Origin of the sequence: Streptomyces sp. TLI_185, assembly GCF_003814765.1 — a bacterium.
Classification (GTDB): domain Bacteria; phylum Actinomycetota; class Actinomycetes; order Streptomycetales; family Streptomycetaceae; genus Streptomyces.
Window position 1 is genome coordinate 2240653 of record NZ_RKRB01000001.1, and the last position, 18813, is coordinate 2259465.

At 70.8% G+C, this 18813-nt stretch carries 15 protein-coding genes; 5 read left to right on the top strand and 10 right to left on the bottom strand.

The genetic code is table 11. The features are described 5' to 3' along the window. Window positions 1-539: 539 nt before the first annotated feature. Window positions 540-1487 carry an RluA family pseudouridine synthase gene (locus EDD92_RS10215; RefSeq protein WP_123964003.1) on the top strand — a complete coding sequence of 316 codons (948 nt, stop codon included), beginning with the start codon at window positions 540-542 and terminating at the stop codon, window positions 1485-1487. Here the strand turns inward: EDD92_RS10215 and EDD92_RS10220 are convergent. From EDD92_RS10220 to EDD92_RS10245, 6 genes are all read right to left on the bottom strand, one after another. After that, window positions 1481-2962 carry a cytochrome P450 gene (locus tag EDD92_RS10220; RefSeq protein WP_123964004.1) on the bottom strand — a complete coding sequence of 494 codons (1482 nt, stop codon included), beginning with the start codon at window positions 2960-2962 and terminating at the stop codon, window positions 1481-1483. The two genes, EDD92_RS10215 and EDD92_RS10220, sit on opposite strands and share 7 nt — an antisense overlap. A gap of 172 nt (window positions 2963-3134) precedes the next feature. Beyond that, window positions 3135-3755, bottom strand: coding sequence for an ATP/GTP-binding protein (locus tag EDD92_RS10225; RefSeq protein WP_030945918.1), 621 nt, complete (start codon window positions 3753-3755; stop codon window positions 3135-3137). Then, on the bottom strand, window positions 3736-4149 hold the full coding sequence (locus tag EDD92_RS10230; RefSeq protein WP_030945921.1) for a DUF742 domain-containing protein: 414 nt from the start codon (window positions 4147-4149) through the stop codon (window positions 3736-3738). The genes EDD92_RS10225 and EDD92_RS10230 overlap by 20 nt, the downstream gene beginning before the upstream one ends. Next, window positions 4146-4553, bottom strand: a complete 408-nt coding sequence (locus EDD92_RS10235) for a roadblock/LC7 domain-containing protein (RefSeq protein ID WP_016434374.1) — start codon at window positions 4551-4553, stop codon at window positions 4146-4148. Before EDD92_RS10235 ends, EDD92_RS10230 begins: the two co-directional genes overlap by 4 nt. Beyond that, a complete protein-coding gene (locus tag EDD92_RS10240) occupies window positions 4550-6142 on the bottom strand; it encodes a sensor histidine kinase KdpD (RefSeq protein ID WP_123964005.1) in 1593 nt (530 codons plus the stop codon). The genes EDD92_RS10235 and EDD92_RS10240 overlap by 4 nt, the downstream gene beginning before the upstream one ends. A gap of 316 nt (window positions 6143-6458) precedes the next feature. Next, window positions 6459-7094, bottom strand: a complete 636-nt coding sequence (locus EDD92_RS10245) for a TetR/AcrR family transcriptional regulator (protein WP_123964006.1) — start codon at window positions 7092-7094, stop codon at window positions 6459-6461. A gap of 183 nt (window positions 7095-7277) precedes the next feature. Here EDD92_RS10245 and EDD92_RS10250 point away from each other — a divergent pair, with 183 nt between their 5' ends. The 4 genes from EDD92_RS10250 to atzF are packed head-to-tail and all read left to right on the top strand — an operon-like array spanning window position 7278 to window position 13880. Next, the gene (locus tag EDD92_RS10250; RefSeq protein WP_123964007.1) at window positions 7278-8102 is read left to right on the top strand and encodes an urea amidolyase associated protein UAAP1; all 825 of its coding nucleotides are present in this window, start codon (window positions 7278-7280) and stop codon (window positions 8100-8102) included. Next, entirely contained in the window at window positions 8099-8701 is a 603-nt protein-coding gene (locus tag EDD92_RS10255; RefSeq protein ID WP_123964008.1) for an urea amidolyase associated protein UAAP2, read from the top strand. Before EDD92_RS10250 ends, EDD92_RS10255 begins: the two co-directional genes overlap by 4 nt. Continuing rightward, window positions 8698-12210 carry a 5-oxoprolinase/urea amidolyase family protein gene (locus EDD92_RS10260; protein ID WP_123964009.1) on the top strand — a complete coding sequence of 1171 codons (3513 nt, stop codon included), beginning with the start codon at window positions 8698-8700 and terminating at the stop codon, window positions 12208-12210. Before EDD92_RS10255 ends, EDD92_RS10260 begins: the two co-directional genes overlap by 4 nt. After that, window positions 12207-13880: an allophanate hydrolase gene (gene atzF / locus EDD92_RS10265; RefSeq protein WP_260327294.1), complete on the top strand. Its 1674-nt coding sequence runs from the start codon at window positions 12207-12209 to the stop codon at window positions 13878-13880. Before EDD92_RS10260 ends, atzF begins: the two co-directional genes overlap by 4 nt. Before the next feature lie 234 nt (window positions 13881-14114). Here the strand turns inward: atzF and EDD92_RS10270 are convergent, their stop codons facing one another. The 4 genes from EDD92_RS10270 to EDD92_RS10285 form a co-directional block, all read right to left on the bottom strand. Further along, complete coding sequence (locus EDD92_RS10270) at window positions 14115-16976, bottom strand: RNA helicase (RefSeq protein WP_123964011.1); 2862 nt, start codon at window positions 16974-16976, stop codon at window positions 14115-14117. Window positions 16977-17067: 91 nt separating this feature from the next. After that, window positions 17068-17949: a twin-arginine translocase subunit TatC gene (gene tatC / locus EDD92_RS10275; protein WP_123970340.1), complete on the bottom strand. Its 882-nt coding sequence runs from the start codon at window positions 17947-17949 to the stop codon at window positions 17068-17070. 92 nt (window positions 17950-18041) lie between these two features. After that, the gene (gene tatA, locus EDD92_RS10280; RefSeq protein ID WP_123964012.1) at window positions 18042-18329 is read right to left on the bottom strand and encodes a Sec-independent protein translocase subunit TatA; all 288 of its coding nucleotides are present in this window, start codon (window positions 18327-18329) and stop codon (window positions 18042-18044) included. A 281-nt stretch (window positions 18330-18610) separates the two neighbouring features. Then, window positions 18611-18805, bottom strand: coding sequence for a hypothetical protein (locus EDD92_RS10285; protein ID WP_030945951.1), 195 nt, complete (start codon window positions 18803-18805; stop codon window positions 18611-18613). Window positions 18806-18813 lie beyond the last annotated feature (8 nt).

Genomic DNA, 18813 nt, shown 5'->3' on the forward strand with positions numbered 1-18813 from the left:
CGCGCGGCGAGAAGGCCGAGGAGCAGCCGCAACGGGCGGCCGGGGCACGAGCCGCGACTCGGGCTTCTCCTTCCGTGATGGCGCGAACAGGACGCTCTGCCTTCGGCGGTACGCCCTTCAATCACATCGCAGTTCGGTTCACATCGGAAGTGGGCGTCTCTGATCCAGCCGTGAACGAACCGAACACCCAACTGAACGTTCGACGATCGGAACTGACGTTTCCCCATCTCAAGCCCGCGGCTTGAGCAACAGCCCTCGATCGACTGACGGGCCAGAGCCAGCTCACCGAGGGGGACGAGCAAGGTCACGACTCCCAGTAGACGCAGGCCCGCCAACGGGAACAAGTGATCACAGGGGGGCGCATCGGGGCGCAAAAGTGGTCACGTAAGCGCATTGGATGGCCGATAGTGCACAGGCACTGATGAACGCGCTCGTGCGCCGGAGCACTGGCATCGCGATCCGGCGCTCAGAAGGGCGCCCCAACGCCCTGCGACTGCACCTCGCCCCACTGTCCGCGCCGTCTCGTAGGCTTGATCGCGATGAGACGCCGTACGCCACCTCCGCCCTCTCCCCTGCCGCAGCGCGACGGGGTGGACCCCGTGCGCGTGCGGTTGCCTGCCGGGGACGAGTGGGCGACCGTACGGGATCATCTGGTGGCGCGGCTCGCGGCCGGGGCCGGGGTGATCGACGCCATGCTGGACGCGGGGCGGATCGTGGACGGCTCCGGGCATCCCGTGTCGCGGGACGCGGCGTATGTGCCGGGGATGTTCGTGTGGTTCCACCGGGAGCTGCCCGATGAGGAGCGGGTGCCGTTCACCGTCGACGTCGTGTACCAGGACGAGCACGTGGTCGTGGCCGACAAGCCTCACTTCCTGGCCACCACCCCGCGCGGGAGCCATGTCGCCGAGACGGCCCTGGCCCGGCTGCGACGACAGCTGGGCCTCCCGACGCTGGGCGCGGCGCACCGGCTGGACCGCCTGACGGCCGGGCTGGTGCTGTTCACCGTGCGGACCGAGGAGCGCGGCGCCTACCAGTCACTCTTCCGTGACAGGCGGGTGTCGAAGGAGTACGAGGCAGTGGCCCCGTACGACGCTTCGCTGGACCTCCCCCTCACCGTGCGCAGCCGGATCGTCAAGGAGCGCGGAGTCCTGACGGCCCGCGAGGTCGAAGGCGAGCCGAATGCCGTCAGCCGCGTCGAGCTGATGGAACACCGGGCCGACGGGCTGGGGCGATACCGGCTGGTTCCGAGCACCGGGCAGACCCATCAGCTGCGCGTCCACATGAACGCGCTCGGCGTGCCCGTCCTCGGCGATCCGCTCTACCCCGTGGTGACCGCCCCCGTGCCGGCCGGTGACTTCCGCCGCCCGCTCCAACTGCTGGCGCGGGCACTGGAGTTCACCGATCCGGTCACAGGGGCGGAGCACCGGTTCCGCAGTGCGCGAACCCTCGCTGCCTGGAGCTCCTACGGCGACTGGGCCGGTCAGTAGCCGCGCCACCAGAGCAGGAAGCGACGCCAGGCGCCCTTCGGGCGGGCCGGTTCCTCAGGCGCGGGCGCCGCCTTGGGCGGTGCGGCCGGCTGGGGTTCCGCGACAGCGGCCGCCGGCTCGGGCTGCTTGGTGCCGATCTCCCAGTCCGTGCGCTGCGACGGGACCGGGGCGTGGCCGGGCAGCGCCTTCACGTCCTGCTGGGGCTTCGGCTCGAAGTGGACCGGCAGCTCCACCAGGTGCCGGTTCGAGATGGACGCCCGCCAGCGCAGCTCGCTCTCCTCGCACGCCAGTTGGATGTCCGAGAGGCGGGTCAGCAGCGCGTCGACGCCGACGTCGGCGATGGCACGGCCGATGTCCTGGCCGGGGCATTCGTGAGGTCCGCCGCTGAAGGCGAGGTGGGAGCGGTTGCCCATCATGTTGGCCGACGGGTCGGGGCGTACGCGCGGGTCGACGTTGCCCGGTGCGATGCCCAGGAGGAGGCCGTCGCCCTTGCGGATGCGCTGTCCGCCCAGCTCGGTCTCCTGTTTGGCGAAGTAGCCCAGGATGGTGCTGAACGGCGGCTCGTCCCACAGGGACTGCTCGACCGCCTGGGGCACGGTCATCTGGCCGCCGTTGAGCTGGGCACGGAAGCCGGGGTCGGTGAGGACCACCCGCAGCACGTTGGCGAGGAGGTTGGCGGTGGATTCGAACGCGACGATCAGGACGACACGCAGGTGCTGGCCGACCTCCTCGTCGGTGAGCCCCGCCGGGTGGTTGATCAGGTGGCTGGTGAAGTCGTCCTCGGGTTCGGCACGGCGGCGGGCCGTCAGCCGCATCAGGGTTTCCATGATGTATGCGTTGCTGGCGATGGCGGTCTCGGTGCCCTTGAGCATGTCGCGGGCAGCCTGCACGAGCCGGTCGTTGTACTCCTCGGGCATGCCGAGGATCTCGCACATCACCGCCATCGGCAGGTGCTCGGCGAACTGACTGACCAAGTCGGCACGGCCCTCCTCGCAGAACTGGTTGACGAGGTGCTGGGTCGCGCGGTTGATGTGGCGGCGGATGCCCCGGTGGTCGATGGTCGACATGGCGCCGGTGACCGCCCCGCGCAGCCGCAGGTGCTCGTCGCCCTCGGCGTGGCAGCAGATGGGCTGCCAGGCGACGTGCGGCATGAGCGGGTGGTCCGGCTTGAATGTGCCGTCCTGCAGCGCGGTCCACAACCGGGTGTCACGGCTGAACAGCGAGGGACTGCTCACCATCTGCAGGTTCTCGCTGTGGCCGAGCACCACCCAGATCGGCACGTCCTCGTGCAGCAGCGTGGGAGCCACGGTGCCGTGCTCGGCACGGAGCTTTTCGTACACGGCTCCGAGGTCCTCCGCCTCGGGGCCGTACAGCCGTCGCAGCCCGCCGGGGCCGATGCCGTGCGCGGGGCAGCCGGGGGGCGGGCCGGCCATGGACTCGTCCGTACCGGTCGGGGAGAAGGGTTCAGGCCTCACGATGATCGCTCCGAAGCTGAAGTGGATCCGGTGTACAGGAGGTGATGGGGTCCCCCGGTCCGGGCGGCTCGGACGAAGCCGCAGACGTGGAGGAGGTCGTGCAGGGGGCGGGGGCCGTACAGCTCGGGGACGGGACGGGGTGACCTACGGCCCAGCTCGATCGGTGCGTGGCTCAGGTGGACGCCTTCGCCCTGGCCAGCGAGTGCAGGAAGCGCAGCAGCGTCATCAGGACGTCCCGGCTGGAGGCCCGGCGGCGTGCGTCGCAGTCGATGATCGGGATCTCCTCGGCCAGGTCGAGCGCGGCGCGCAGGTCGGCGACGGGGTAACGGGGGGCGTCGGGGAAGGAGTTGACGGCGATCACGAAGGGCACGCCGCGCTCCTCCAGCCGCCCGATGACGTCGAAGCTGACCTCGAGCCGCCGGGTGTCGATCAGTACGACCGCGCCGAGCGCGCCCTCGAACAGCCCGTTCCACAGGAACCAGAAGCGTTCCTGGCCGGGGGTGCCGAAGAGGTAGAGCACCAGCTGGTCGGTGATGCTGATGCGGCCGAAGTCCATGGCCACGGTGGTGGCCGTCTTGGACTCGGAGCCGTAGTTGTCGTCGACCCCGACGCCGGCCTGCGTCATGGTCTCCTCGGTGGTCAGCGGCCTGATCTCGCTGACCGAGCCGACCATCGTAGTCTTGCCGACTCCGAAGCCGCCCACGATCACGATCTTCACCGCGGCCTGGGCCGTGTGCGGCAGATGATCCGCTGTCCGTGGTCCGGGGATGGTGTCAGAGCCTTTGAAGTCCATGCATCACCGCTTCGAGAAGGGAACGGTCGGGGAGCGCCTGCCGGACGATCGGGGCGCGCGCCTGCACCAGTTCTGCCGTCAGCATCTCGGTCAGCAGCACGGTCACCACGCTGAACGGCAGACTCAGATAGGCCGAGAGCTCGGCCACCGAGAGGGGGGCCGTGCAGAGCCGGAGCATCGCCGTCTGCTCCGGGGTGGCGGAAGGGGGCGGGTCGGCGCGCGCCACGATTAACGTGACGAGGTCGATGTCGGCGCGTTCCCCGTCCGGCCCGGCCACGACGTACAGCCGCTCCGGGGCCTTCGTGTCACCCTGCTGGCCTTCCTTGGCGGGTGTCGGGGGAGGTTCCGCGGTTTCCTGACTGGGGTATCGCCGCCGGCGTTGCGGAGGAGTCATACGGTCTGCCCGTTGCGCCGGGGCGGGCTGGTGAGATGGGCCCCGATGCGTACGACGAGATCGCGCATGCGGTTGCTCATCAGACCGGGTTCGGCGACCACGTCGGAGAGCACCGCGAGGTAGGCGTTGGCTCCCGCGGCCATCAGATAGAAGTAGCCGCCGTTGATCTCGATGATGACCAGCTTCATCCGTCCGTCGCTGCCCGGGATCTCATGGGCGACGGCACCCGCCAGGCTCTGCAGCCCCGCGCAGGCCGCGGCGACGCGGTCGGCGGCGTCCGGATCGCCCCCGTAGCGAGCGATGCGCAGGCCGTCGGCGGAGAGCACGACGATCATCTCGATGCCCGGTACTCCGTCGGCGAGATCCTTGAGCATCCAGTCGAAGTTGGCTCGCTGCTGGATCACTTGTGGTCCCTCTCGTCGTCGGCCTCGATATGGGCCGGCTCGTTGGTCGGCTGGGTGAATGCGGTCGGGTCCGGGTCGCCTTTGAGGCCCTCCCAGAACGCCTCGACCCACAGTCCGGGTTCGGTTTCCTTGGTCTCCGGCTCCGGTTCGGGCACGGGCGTCGCCCAGGCAGGCCTGCTCGCCCGGGCCTCCCGCTCGGCCTCTTCGGCGGCGGCCTGTTCGGCGAGCCGCTGGCTGAGCGGGATCTTGACCCGGCTGCGGCGCTGCGGCAGGCCGCCCGCGGTCCACTCGGTGACCTCGGGGATCTCGTCCTCCATGGACACGCCGGCCGGGATGCGCGGGCTGGTGGGACGCCGCCGCTTCGGTGCGCGCTTGGGACCTTCGAGCGCACCGAGTTCGAGCTTGGGCGCCGCGGTGGCGCCGATGCCGTGGGCGAGGCCGGGCGCGGAGTCGCTGGTGACCATCACGCGCGGGATGACGAGGACGGCGCGGACGCCGCCGTATGCGGAGGCGCGCAGCGAGATCTGCATGTCGAACGCCTTGCACAGGCGGCCCACGACGGCCAGGCCCAGTCGGGGGGAGTCGCCGAGCTCCTGGAGGTCGACGCCGGCCTGGGCGCGCTCCAGCATGGACTCGGCCTTGGCTCGGGCCTCCTCGCTGAGGCTGACGCCCGCGTCCTCGATCTCGATGGCGATGCCGGTCTGCACCTCGGTCGCGATGACGTGCACCTTGGTCTGCGGCGGCGAGTAGCGCGTGGCGTTGTCGAGGAGTTCGGCGCAGGCGTGGATGACCGGCTCGACGGAGATGCCGCGGATGTTGACCTTGGCGATGTTGTCGAGCGAGATGCGCCGGTACTCCAGGATCCGGGACATGGCGCCGCGCAGCACGCTGTACAGCGGTACGGGCTGCGGCCACTGGCGGCCGGGGCGGCCGCCGCCGAGCACCGCGATGGAGTCGGCGAGGCGGCCGATCAGCGCGGTGCCGTGGTCGATGCGCAGCAGGTCGTCGAAGACCTCGGGGTTGCGGCCGTGGTCCTCCTCCATCTCCCGGAGTTCCTTGGCCTGTTGGTGCACGATCGCCTGGACGCGGCGGGCGATGTTGACGAAGGAGCGCTGTGAGGAGTCCCGCAGGGCTTCCTCGGTGTCGATGATGTCGAGCATCCGCCTGACCAACGCCACCTGGGCCTTGGGCAGGTCGCGGTAGGCGGGGTCGATGTCGCCGAGTAGGCGGACCACCTCTCTGGGGGAATGGCCGCCGCGCAGGTACTCGATGGCGGTGGGGACGATCTCGTGCGTGAGGCGGTGGATCTCCTGGTCGTGTCCGGCGATGCGCCGTTCCGCGTACGCACGGTGACGGGCGCTCTCCTCGCGCACGGCCCGCAGGGCTCGGCCGCGGCGTACCGCTTCGGCCGTCGTCGCGACCACCAGGAGCGTGGCGACGGCGCCGCACCACACGACGGCCGCGCGGGCCGGCACGGCCACCAGGGCGACGGCTGCTCCGGTCGCTGCGGCCATCAGTATGGCGGGCAGCAACAGCACGCGCGCGTAAGGAAGTTCACGGCGCCCGGGAGGGGACTGAACACTCACCATGTAGGCCCTCTGAAAAAGATCGGCTGGGTGTCTGGGGAGCTTGCAAGTGGGGTACGCATGGGACTGCGCTGGATCTTCGGTATTTTTGGGAACAAGCGCACGAATACACCTCAACTCGGTGCGCTGCGGGCGAGCTTAGTCCGACCGGATCATCGCCGTGTCATATTCAGCAAGCACCTGAAATGGGACCGGACCAAGGGGTACTCTCGGCTCCATTTACACACTCAGCGGCCGTTCGAACACGCCGCGTCACATCGTGCGGACGTACGAAAAACACTCACCGTGACGAGTGAAGATCAGCTTCCGCGCCGGCCGGTCAGACGCCGGCGATCCGCAGCGCCGCGTCCGCCGTGGCCTCGGCGAACACCGACACCGGGCGTTCGGGGTCGGAGCGGTGCACGAGGATCACGCCCTCGATCAGACCGAACAACAGGTCCGTACGGAGATCGAGCTCGTTCTTGGCGAGCGCGCTCCCGGCGGCCGTGGCGGCGAGCAACTGGCGGTAGGCGTCCTTGAGTTCGGCGCGCACGGCGTGGAAGCCGGCGAACCGCTCGGCGCGCACCTCGGGCAGCAGATACAGCCCGCCGAGGTTGTGCGGCCCGCCGCACAGCAGCTCCACGTCCGTCCGGCACAGCTCCCACAACCGCCCCTCGGGCGGGGTCGCATCCTCGGCGAGGAGCTGCCGGGCACAGGCCAGCGAGGGCGTGACCGTGGACTCCAGCAGCTCGGCGAGGAGCTCCTCCTTGCCGGAGACGTAGTGGTACATGGAGGCCTGCCGCATACCGGCGCGCTCGGCGACCGCACGGGTGGTGGTGGCCGCGTAGCCACGGGTGGTGAACAACTCGGCGGCGGCCGCGAGCAGTTCGTCGCGCGGCGAGAGTCCGCTGTCCGGCCGTTGCGCGGCCCGCGGCCTGCCGACCCGGCGGCCGCCTCCTCCACCCGGCGTTCCCATGCGTTCGATCCTCGCACACGGCCGGGCGGAACGATCTCCGGGCGATCTCCGCACCGGCTCCGTGAGGGCTCGGTAACCCACCGGCAACACGCGGGCAATGCCCGTGACCCGCCCGGCTCCTAATTTCTGTCGGGCGACAGAAACAACCCCGGAAGAGACCACACCGGAGCCGGAGGTCCCGCGATGGCGACAGCGACCACATACGGAGCCCGCGACCACGCACGCGCCCAGGAGGGCACACAAGCCGAGGCCATGCCCGTCGTCCCGGCCGCCGCCTGGCCGGACCCGCCCTGCGCGGCGGGCCATCTGGTCTGGGCCGAGACGGTCGCGGGCGGCAACTACACCCACCGGGTGCTCGCCCGCGGCACCGAGCTGCGCCTGACCGATCTGCACGGCGAGGCCTGCGCCCATCTGCTGCTGTTCGTGGCCGACCGGCCCTGGGAGCGGCTGAACGTCGCCGACACGGTGAAGGTCCAGTGGAACGCCTACCTCGGCGAGGGCCGGCTCCTCCTGTCCGACCAGGGGCGTGTCCTCGCGAGTGTCGTCACCGACACCTCCGGGCGGCACGACGCGCTGTGCGGCACCTCCACCCTCGTACGCAACACGGAGCGCTACGGCGACGGCACCCCGCAGTCCTCCTCCCCCGCGGGCCGTGAGCTGTTCAAGCTGGCGGCTGCGAAGAACGGCCTGCAGCCGCGCGACCTGCCGCCCTCGCTGTCGTTCTTCCAGGGCGTGGAGGTGCGTGAGGACGGCGCCCTGGACTTCACCGGGTCCGCCGGCCCCGGCGGCAGCGTCACGCTCCGCGCCGAACAGGACGTCACCGTGCTGATCGCCAATGTGCCGCACCCGGCCGACCCGCGCCCCGACTACGTCAGCACCCCGCTGGAGGTCCTCGCCTGGCGCGCCGCGCCGACCGAACCGGGCGACCCGCTGTGGGAGGCCACGCCCGAGGGCCGCCGCGCCTTCCTCAACACCGCCGAATTCCTTGCCGCGAGGGGGCTCGCATGAGCACGAAGACCGTGGTTCCCGCCCGCGCCGCCTGGTCCTCCGTCGTCCGCGCGGGCGAGACGCTGACCATCACCGACCTGCACGGCAACCAGGCCGTCGACTTCCTCGTCTACGACGCCCACGACACCTCGGTCCGCTACAGCGCCCCCGACACCATCCACGCCCAGGGCAGCATCTTCCTGACCAGGGGCAGCGTGCTGATGTCCAACGAACACACCCCGCTGATGACGCTGACCGCCGACGACGTGGGCCGCCACGACACGGTCGGCGGCGCCTGCTCCAAGGAGTCGAACACCCTCCGCTACGGCCACCACACCTGGTCCCAGCACGCGTGCGTGGACAACTTCCTGGCCGAGGGCGCCAAACACGGCCTCGGCAAGCGCGACCTCGTCTCCAACATCAACTGGTACATGAACGTGCCCGTCGAGAAGGACGGCACGCTCGGTATCGTCGACGGCCTCTCGGCGCCGGGCCTGAAGCTGACCCTGCGCGCCGAGCGCGACGTCCTCGTCCTGGTCTCCAACTGCCCCCAGATCAACAACCCGTGCAACGGCTTCGAGCCGACGGCGGTGGAGATGACGATCGGGGCCGCCGGATGAGCTTCGACACGCTGCTGGTCGCCAACCGGGGCGAGATCGCGGTCCGGATCATCCGCACCGCCCGCGAACTCGGCCTGCGCACGGTCGCCGTGTACGCCGACCCGGACCGTTCCGCCCCCCACGTACGGCTCGCAGACGAGGCGGTGCGGCTCGGTCCGGCGCCCGCGAAGGAGTCGTATCTCGACGCCGACCTGGTGCTGAAGGCGGCCAAGGACACCGGCGCGGGCGCGATCCACCCGGGCTACGGCTTCCTGTCCGAGGACGCGGCCTTCGCGCGCCGCTGCGAGGACGCCGGGATCGTGTTCGTCGGCCCCACACCGGAGCAGTTGGAGCTGTTCGGCGCCAAGCACACCGCGCGGGCGGCGGCCGCGGCGGCGGGGGTGCCGCTGGCGCCGGGGACGGGGTTGCTGGCCTCTGTCGACGAGGCCCTTGCTCAGGCCGCCGTGATCGGCTACCCGGTCATGCTCAAGGCGACCGGCGGTGGCGGCGGTATCGGTATGTCGGCATGTCGCTGCGCCGATGAACTGACCGACGCCTGGGAGCGGGTGCAGCGCGTCGCCGCCGCCTCCTTCTCCTCCGCGGGTGTCTTCCTGGAGCGGCTCGTCGAGCGCGCCCGCCATGTCGAGGTGCAGGTCTTCGGCGACGGCGAGGGCCGGGTCGTCACCTTCGGCGACCGCGACTGCTCCCTCCAGCGCCGCAACCAGAAAGTGCTGGAGGAGGCCCCCGCCCCGGGCCTCCCGGACCGCGTGCGCGCGCAACTCGCCGCGAGCGCCCGTGACTTGTGCGCCTCGGTCGGGTACCGCTCCGCCGGAACCGTCGAGTTCGTCTACGACGCCGCCCGCGAGGAAGCGTACTTCCTGGAGGTCAACACCCGCCTCCAGGTGGAACATCCGGTCACGGAGGAGATCTACGGCGTCGACCTCGTCGCCTGGATGCTGCGCCTGGCGCGCGGCGAGTCCCAGGTCGTACGCGAACCGGGCGCACCCCGCGGCCACGCCGTGGAGGCCCGCCTCTACGCCGAGGACCCCTCGCGTGAACACCGGCCCAGCGCGGGCCTGTTGACGCGGGTCGAGTTCCCGACGGGCGTCCGGGTCGACGGCTGGGTGGAGACCGGCACCGAGGTCACGACGTCGTACGACCCCATGCTCGCCAAGGTCATCGCCTACGGCCCCGACCGCACCCACGCGCTACAGCGACTGGACGAGGCGCTGGCCCGCACCCGTGTCGACGGCATCGAGACCAACCTTGGCCTGGTGCGCGCGGCGCTGGACCACCCCGACTTCAGGGCCGCCGGTCACTCCACGGCGACGCTGGCCTGCGTGACCGACCCGACACCGCGGATCGAGGTCGTCTCCGGCGGCACCCTCACCACCGTGCAGGACTGGCCGGGCCGTACCGGCTACTGGCAGGTCGGTGTGCCGCCGTGCGGTCCGATGGACGACCTGTCCTTCCGGCTCGGCAACCAGGCGATCGGCAACCAGGAGGGCGCCCCGGGCCTCGAATGCACGCTCCAGGGACCGTCGTTGAGGTTCACACACCCGACGACGGTGTGCGTGACGGGCGCCCCGGCCGAGGTCACGGTCGACGGCACGCCCGTCGCGCAGTGGGAGCCGGTGACGGTGCCCGCGGGGGCCCTGCTGGAGATCGGTGCGCCCACCCAGCACGGCCTGCGCACCTACGTGCTCTTCGCCGGCGGCCTGGACGTACCGGCCTTCCTCGGCAGCGCCAGCACCTTCACGCTGGGCCGGTTCGGCGGGCACGGCGGCCGGGCGCTGCGCACGGGCGACGTACTGCACGGCGGCACGGTCACCGAGGGCGCCCCGGTGCCTCTCGCGGACCGCCCCTCCTTCACCGCCGTATGGCACCTGGGGGCGGTCGAAGGCCCCCATGCCGCACCGGAGTTCTTCACCGAGGACGACATCCGCGACTTCTACGCCGCCGACTGGAAGGTCCACTTCAACTCGGCCCGCACGGGCGTACGACTGGTCGGCCCCAAACCGCGCTGGGCCCGTACCGACGGCGGCGAGGCGGGCCTGCACCCGTCCAACATCCACGACACCCCGTACTCCGTCGGCGCCGTCGACTACACGGGTGACATGCCGGTGCTGCTCGGCCCGGACGGCCCCTCGCTCGGCGGGTTCGTCTGCCCGGCGACGGTCCTCAGCGGCGAGCGGTGGAAGCTGGGCCAGCTGCGCCCGGGCGACACGGTCCGCTTCGCGCCGGTGACCGTCGACGGCTCGCCCCGCGCGGACATCGTCGACGGCGGCGTACTGGCCCGCGACGGGGACATCACCTACCGCCGCAGCGGCGACGACAACCTGCTGGTCGAATTCGGGCCCATGCAGCTCGCCCTGGCGCTGCGCATGCGCGTCCACGCGCTGATGGAGGCGGTGGCCGAGGAGGGACCCGAAGGCATCACGGACCTCACACCGGGCATCCGCTCCCTGCAGATCCGGACGGACCCGAGCCGCCTGCCTCTCCATCAACTCCTCGCCGGGGTCCGGGAGATCACGGCGACGCTACCGCCCACGGACGAACTCGTCGTCTCCTCCCGCACCGTCCACCTCCCCCTCTCCTGGGACGATCCCGCGACCCGCGAGGCGATCGCCCGCTACATGGCGGGTGTCCGCGACGACGCCCCGTGGTGCCCGTGGAACATCGAGTTCATCCGCCGGGTCAACGGCCTGGAGTCGGTGAACGACGTGTACGACACGGTCTTCGACGCGGAGTACCTCGTACTGGGCCTGGGAGACGTGTACCTGGGCGCCCCGGTGGCCACCCCGCTCGACCCCCGCCACCGCCTGGTGACCACGAAGTACAACCCGGCACGCACCTGGACCGCCGAGAACTCGGTCGGCATCGGCGGGGCGTACCTGTGCATCTACGGCATGGAGGGCCCGGGCGGCTACCAGTTCGTGGGCCGTACGACGCAGGTGTGGTCGGGGTGGCAGCAGCGCGGCGCGTTCGAGCCGGGCTCGCCCTGGCTGCTGCGCTTCTTCGACCGCATCCGGTGGTACCCGGTGGACGCGGACGAACTCCTGGACCTGCGCGCCGACATCACCTCCGGCCGCTTCGTGCCGCGCATCGAGGAGGGCACCTTCTCGCTCGCCGAGTACCAGGCCTTCCTGGACGAGAACGCCGAGTCGATCGGTGAGTTCCGGGCCCGGCAGCGGACGGCCTTCGCCGCGGAGCGGGACGCGTGGGAGGCCGCCGGCGAGTTCGCCCGGGCCGAGGCGGCGGACACACCGGCCACTCCTCCGGCCGAGGTGACCGTCCCGGCGGGCGGCCGTCTGGTGGAGGCCGAATTCGCCGCGTCCGTGTGGCAGTTGAACGTCGAGCCGGGCGACGAGGTGAGCGCCGGGCAGCCTCTCCTCGCCCTGGAGGCGATGAAGATGGAGTCCAGGGTGCACGCGCCGGTGGACGGCGTGGTGGCGGAGATCCTGGCCAGACCGGGCGACCAGGTGGAGGCGGGGACGGCACTTCTCGTCCTGGCCCCGGCGCAGCACTGAACCACACCGAGGAGCAAGAGATGTCCGCTGTGAACCGTGTCCGTGCCGCCTACGCCCGCATCGAGGCGGTGGACCGTCCCGAGATCTGGATCGACCTGCGCCCGCAGGCCGAGGTCGAGGCGGAGGCGGGCGCGATCGACGCCCGTGTGGCGGCGGGTGAGCAACTGCCGCTTGCCGGACGCCTGTTCGCGGCGAAGGGCAACATCGACGTGGCCGGTCTGCCCACCACCGCGGGTTGCCCTGCGTACGCCTACGAGCCCGAGGCGGACGCTCCGGTCGTCGCACGCCTGCGCGCGGCGGGCGCGATCGTGCTGGGCACGACGAATCTGGACCAGTTCGCGACGGGCCTGGTGGGCACGCGCTCGCCCCATGGCGCGGTCCGCAACGCGCACGACCCTGCCCGGATCAGCGGCGGCTCCAGCTCCGGCTCGGCCGTCGCCGTGGCCCTGGGCATCGTCGACCTCGCGCTGGGCACGGACACCGCGGGCTCGGGCCGGGTCCCGGCCGCGTTCAACGGCATCGTCGGCCTCAAACCGACCCGCGGTCTGGTCCCTACGGCGGGAGTCGTCCCGGCCTGCGCCTCCATCGACTGCGTGACGGTGTTCGCCCGTACCCTCCCGGAGGCCGAGCAGGCGCTGTCCTTCATGACCTCCCCGCCGGACCGCGAGCTCCCGCCGCTCCCCCAGCGCGCCCCCGGGCCGTGGCGCATCGCGGTCCCGCCACGGGAACAGCTCGGCGAGCTGGACGAGGGCTGGGCGGAGGCGTACGAGGCGGCGGTACGGCAGCTCGAAGCGGCCGGAGCCGACATCCGCACCCTCGATCTGACCCCTTTCACCGAGGCCGCGGCGATGCTCTACGAGGGCGCGTTCGTCGCCGAGCGCTACACGGCGGTCGGCAGCTTTGTCGACAAGGCGATCACGGACAGCACCGCGGGCCTGGACCCCACCGTCGCCGGCATCATCACCCGCGCCCGCGACATCCCGGCCCACCGGCTCTACGCCGACACCGACCGCCTGACCGCGCTGCGCGCCCGCGCCCTGGCGGAACTCGCCGACGCGGACGCCCTGCTGCTGCCCACCACCCCCGGCCATCCGACCCTCGCCGAGGTGGCCGCCGACCCGCTGGGCGCCAACGCCCGCCTGGGCCGCTTCACCAACTCCACCAACCTCTTCGACCTGGCCGCCGTCGCCGTCCCGGCGGGCGAGGTGGACGGCCTGCCGTTCGGCGTGATGCTGATCGGCCCGGCGTTCACGGACGACCGCCTGGCGCGGATCGCCGCACTGCTCCAGCCGGACACACAGGTGGCGGTGGTGGGCGCGCACCTGACGGGCCAGCCCCTCAACCCCCAACTCCTCACCCTGGGCGCCCGTTTGGACCGCACCACCACGACCGCCCCCGCCTACCGCCTGTACGCCCTGCGGACGACGCCACCGAAGCCGGGCCTCGTCCACGTCGGCGAGGGCGGCACGGCGATCGAGGCGGAGGTCTGGACGCTCCCCGCGGCGGGCCTGGGCCGCCTGCTGGCGGCGCTCCCCCGCCCCATGACCCTGGGCGGCGTGCAACTGGCGGACGGCACCCACGTCCCTGGCTTCCTGTGCGAACCGTCCGCCCTCACGGACGCCGAGGACATCACGCCGTACGGCGGCTGGCGGGCGTACCTGAGCCGGTGAGCGCTCCGCGGGATGTGCGGTGATCTGTCTGCGGGTGCGTTGGGGCTGGTCGCTCCCCCCGTTTCTCGGCTTCGCTCGAAGCGGCGGGCCCGCATCGCGGCGGAGCCGCATACAGGTGCGACATCAGCCGCTGCCGCGGCGGGGCCCCAGCGCCCCTTCAGAGCACGGCCTGCCCGGACCGCCTCGCGCAGGCGGTCCGGGATGCCGGTTTCGGCCCTGGCGGGGGTCGGCGGCTCAGCCCACCGACGAGTAGGCCACCACTCCGCGCAGCAGCAGGTCGACCGCCTTGCGTGCGTTCTTCGCGACCGTCGAACTTTCCCCGCCGGAGACGGGGGCCGCCGCCGAGATCTGCCCGAGCACGTCGATGACCTGCTTGCACCACCGCACGAAGTCCCCGGCCGGCATCTCGGCCTCCCGCAGCACCTCGTCGAGCCCCTTGCCGCTGGCCCACATGTAGGCGGCCCAGGCGAACCCGAGGTCCGGCTCCCGCTGCCCCACGCCCTCGGTCTGGGTGATCCGGAAGTCTTCCTCGAGGGCGTCCAGACGCCCCCAGATCCGCACCATTTCGCCGAGCGCGGCCTTCGCATTGCCGGAGGGCAGCTTCGGCGCCATGGCGTCGTCGCCCACCCGTGCCTCGTACACCAACGCCGAGACACAGGCCGCCAGTTCGGCGGGGCCGAGCCCGTTCCAGACACCGGCGCGCAGGCACTCACTGGCCAGCAGGTCGAGTTCGCCGTACAGCCGTGCCAGCCGCTTGCCGTGTTCGGTGACCTCGTCACCGCGCAGGTAGTCCAGCTCGGTCAGCAGCGCCACGATCCGGTCGAAGGTCCGCGCGATCGTGTTCGTGCGGCCCTCGATACGGCGCTCCAGCTGCGAGGTGTCCCGCAGCAGCCGGTGATACCGCTCGGCCCAACGTGCATGATCCTCACGCTCGTTGCACCCATGGCAGGGGTGCGCGCGAAGGGCGGTCCGCAGCCTTGCGATCTCGCGGTCGTCGGCGGCCTGGGAGCGCTTCTTGCGGGCCCGCTCCGGCGGAATGTGCCCGGCCTTGGTGCGCAGCGCGGAGGCGAGGTCCCGACGCGACTGCGGGGAGCGCGGGTTGAATGATTTCGGGATGCGCATCCGCTCCAGTGCCTCCACCGGCACCGGGAAGTCCATCGACGCGAGCCGCTTGACCTGCCGCTCGGCGGTCAGGACCAGCGGACGCGGCCCGTCGTGGTGCTCGAAGCCCCGGTGGCCGTTGGAACGCCCGGCCGGCAGCCCCGGATCCAGCACCAGCGCCAGACCGGCGTACTTGCCCGTCGGCACATGGATGACGTCACCCGGCTTGAGCTTCTCCAGCGCGACGGCGGCCTCGGCACGCCGCTCGGCAGCACCCTGACGGGCCAGCTCGGTCTCCCGGTCCTTGAGCTCGCGGCGCAGCCGCGCGTACTCCTCGAAGTCGCCCAGGTGGCAGGTCATGGAGGCCTTGTAGCCCTCCAGGCCCTCCTCGTTGCGCTGCACCTGCCGGGAGATCCCGACGACCGACTTGTCGGCCTGGAACTGCGCGAAGGACGTCTCGAGGAGCTCACGCGAACGGTGCCGGCCGAACTGCTCGACCAGGTTGACCGCCATGTTGTACGAGGGCTTGAAGCTGGAGCGCAGCGGGTAGGTGCGCGTGCCGGCCAGTCCCGCGAGGTGCTCGGGACTCATCCCGCGCTGCCACAGGACGACGGCGTGTCCCTCGACGTCGATGCCGCGCCGGCCCGCACGGCCGGTCAGCTGCGTGTACTCGCCGGGTGTGATGTCGGCGTGCTGCTCGCCGTTCCACTTGACGAGCTTCTCCAACACCACCGAGCGGGCGGGCATGTTGATGCCGAGCGCGAGGGTCTCGGTGGCGAACACGGCCTTGACCAGCCCCCGCACGAACAGCTCCTCGACGACCTCCTTGAACGTCGGCAGCATGCCCGCGTGGTGGGCCGCGATACCGCGCTCCAGGCCCTCCAGCCACTCGTAGTACCCGAGGACGTGCAGGTCCTCGGTCGGGATGGCGGCGGTGCGTTCCTCGACGAGGGCGCGCACCTTCTCCCGCGCCTCGTCGTCGTTGAGCCGCAGCCCGGCGTACAGACACTGCTGTACGGCGGCCTCGCAGGCGGCGCGGCTGAAGATGAAGGTGATGGCGGGCAGCAGGCCCTCGGCGTCGAGCCGCTCGATGACCTCGGGGCGCCCCGGGGTCCACACCCGCGAACGCTGTCTGCGCTCCCGCTCGCGGTCGGCCTCGCGCATCGCCCGGCCCCGTCTGCGGTCCTGGTAGGAGGGCCGCTGGGCCTCCATCCGGGCCAGGCGGGTGAGGTCGGGGTTGACGGCCTTCTTGTGGCCCTCGCCCTCCTCGAACAGGTCGTACATCCGCCGCCCGGCGAGCACGTGCTGGAACAGCGGCACGGGCCGGTGCTCGGAGACGATCACCTCGGTGTCGCCACGGACGGTGTCGAGCCAGTCACCGAACTCCTCGGCGTTGGACACGGTCGCCGAAAGGGACACCAGAGTCACCGACTCGGGCAGGTGGATGATCACCTCTTCCCATACGGCGCCGCGGAAGCGGTCGGAGAGGTAGTGCACCTCGTCCATGACCACGTAGCCGAGGCCGAGCAGGGTCTGCGAGCCCGCGTACAGCATGTTCCGCAGTACCTCGGTGGTCATCACGACCACCGAGGCGTCGGGGTTGATGCTGTTGTCGCCGGTGAGCAGCCCGACCATGCCGTCCCCGTAACGACGGCACAGGTCGGCGTACTTCTGGTTCGACAGCGCCTTGATGGGTGTCGTGTAGAAGCACTTCTTGCCCTGCATCAGGGCGAGGTGGACGGCGAACTCGCCCACGATCGTCTTGCCGGAGCCGGTGGGCGCCGCGACCAGCACGCCCTTGCCCGCTTCGAGCGCCTGGCAGGCCTCTATCTGGAACGGGTCGAGGCCGAAGTCGTACATCTCGCGGAAGGAGGCGAGCGCGGTGGCCTGCTCGGCAGCGCGCCTGCGAGCAGCCGCGTACCGCTCAGCCGGGGAGAGGTCCTCTGTCATCGTGCTTTCGAGCGTACCGGGCCGCACTGACAACAGGACGATCATTATCCGTTCCCGGCCCCTCACCCCGCACAGCACGAGGGCCGGACGGGTCTTCCGTCCGGCCCTCGCTCATGCCGTTGCCCCGGGGTGGTGCTCAGGTGACGTCGTCGTAGCCGTTGACGCTCCCGTTGGCCTGCTCGGGCACGGCAGGGCCCGCCGTGACACGCTCGACCTCGCCGACGGGTTCCGGCGTCAGGTCGAGGTCGGAGGCCTCGTCGTCGTCCAGCTCGGCGTCGGGATTCGCCCGCCGGCGGCGGCGGTCGTTCAGCATGGCGACGCCGACCGCGATGAAGTACAGGACCACGATGGGCCCGGCCAGCGCGATCATGCCGAAGGGGTCGGTGGTGGGGGTGGCCACCGCTCCGAAGACGAAGACGCCCATGACGACGCCACGCCACCAACTGACCATCCTGCGGCCGGTCACGATGCCCGCGAAGTTGAGCATGACCAGGATCAGAGGCAGCTCGAAGGCCCCTCCGAAGATGAGGATCATCCGGACGATGAAGTCCAGGATCTTGTCCATCGGCAGGATGTTCGCCGAGCCGTCGGGCGTGATCCCCAGGAGCACGCGCATGCTGATGGGCAGGATCGTGTAGGCGAGCCACGCGCCGCCCAGGAACAGCGGCACGGCGGCCGACACGAACCAGTACGTGTACTTCCGCTCGTGCTTGTGCAGGCCCGGTGCCACGAACGCCCAGAGCTGGTAGAGCCAGACCGGGCTGGAGAGCACGATGCCCGCCATGAAGACCACCTTCACCGTCGTGGTGAAGGGGGACAACAGGTCGGTGTACGCGATGACCGCGCAGTGGCCGCCGGTGGACTCCCCCAGACCCTTCGTGCAGCGCGGCACCGGGTCCATGAGGAAGGTCATCAGCTCCGCGCTGTAAAAGGCAGCCACCACGGATACGACCGTGATGGCCAGCATGCCCTTCGCGAGCCGGTTGCGGAGCTCACGAAGGTGATCCACGAGCGGCATCCGCCCCTCGGGATCCTTCTCCTTCTTGCGGGCAGACTTGAGCAACCCACGTCCTCATCTCGTGCGGCAGGCCGGAGGTGTCCGGCCCTGCGTCAGCGCTTGGTGGTGTCCGTCGGCTCGCTGACCGGGCGCGAGCTCGTCACGTCGCCGGGGGCGGCCTGGATGGTGCGCTGAGCCGGGGGCTGCTCGTCGGTGTTGGGCGGGCCGGCCGGGGTGGCCGTGCTGCTGCCCTCGTCCTTCATCGCCTTGGCCTCGCTCTTGAGAATGCGAGCGGACTTGCCGAGCGAGCGCGCCATGTCGGGAAGCTTCTTGGCGCCGAAAAGGAGAACGACGACGATAAGGATGAGAATGATCTCGGGGGCGCCGAGCCTTCCGAACATAAGTCTTTACCTTCTCACCGAGGCGGCTGGGGTGGGGTGCTGTCCGACCGGTCGGACAAGTGTCCGATCAGCCGTGTTGACAGCGATCGTAACGCTCAGGGGTAAACGTGAGGCAATCCCCGTGCGTACTCCCGGTCCGCGGTCCGGGCCTCGTTCTCCGGTCCGCGACCAGCAGCGTACCCGCCAGGGTGGCCCCGATGACAGGTCGAAGTGACCCAAACCGCCTGGGCCGCACGACTCACATGCCTCGCACAGCAGTACTCAGCCTCACACAGCACCAATCAGAGGGAGTCCACGGCACGGGCGGTGCTCACGGCCGCCCGCTCGAGGTCCTCGGCGGCTTTGTTGATACGGCTCGCGGAGTCCGTGACCTGGCGGCCGAGGCGCTGTGCCTCGACGAACACCCGCACGGCGAACACTCCGAGGACGGCGAGACCCAGGAAACCCACAGCTACCGCGAACATCGGCCAGAACATGACGTCGA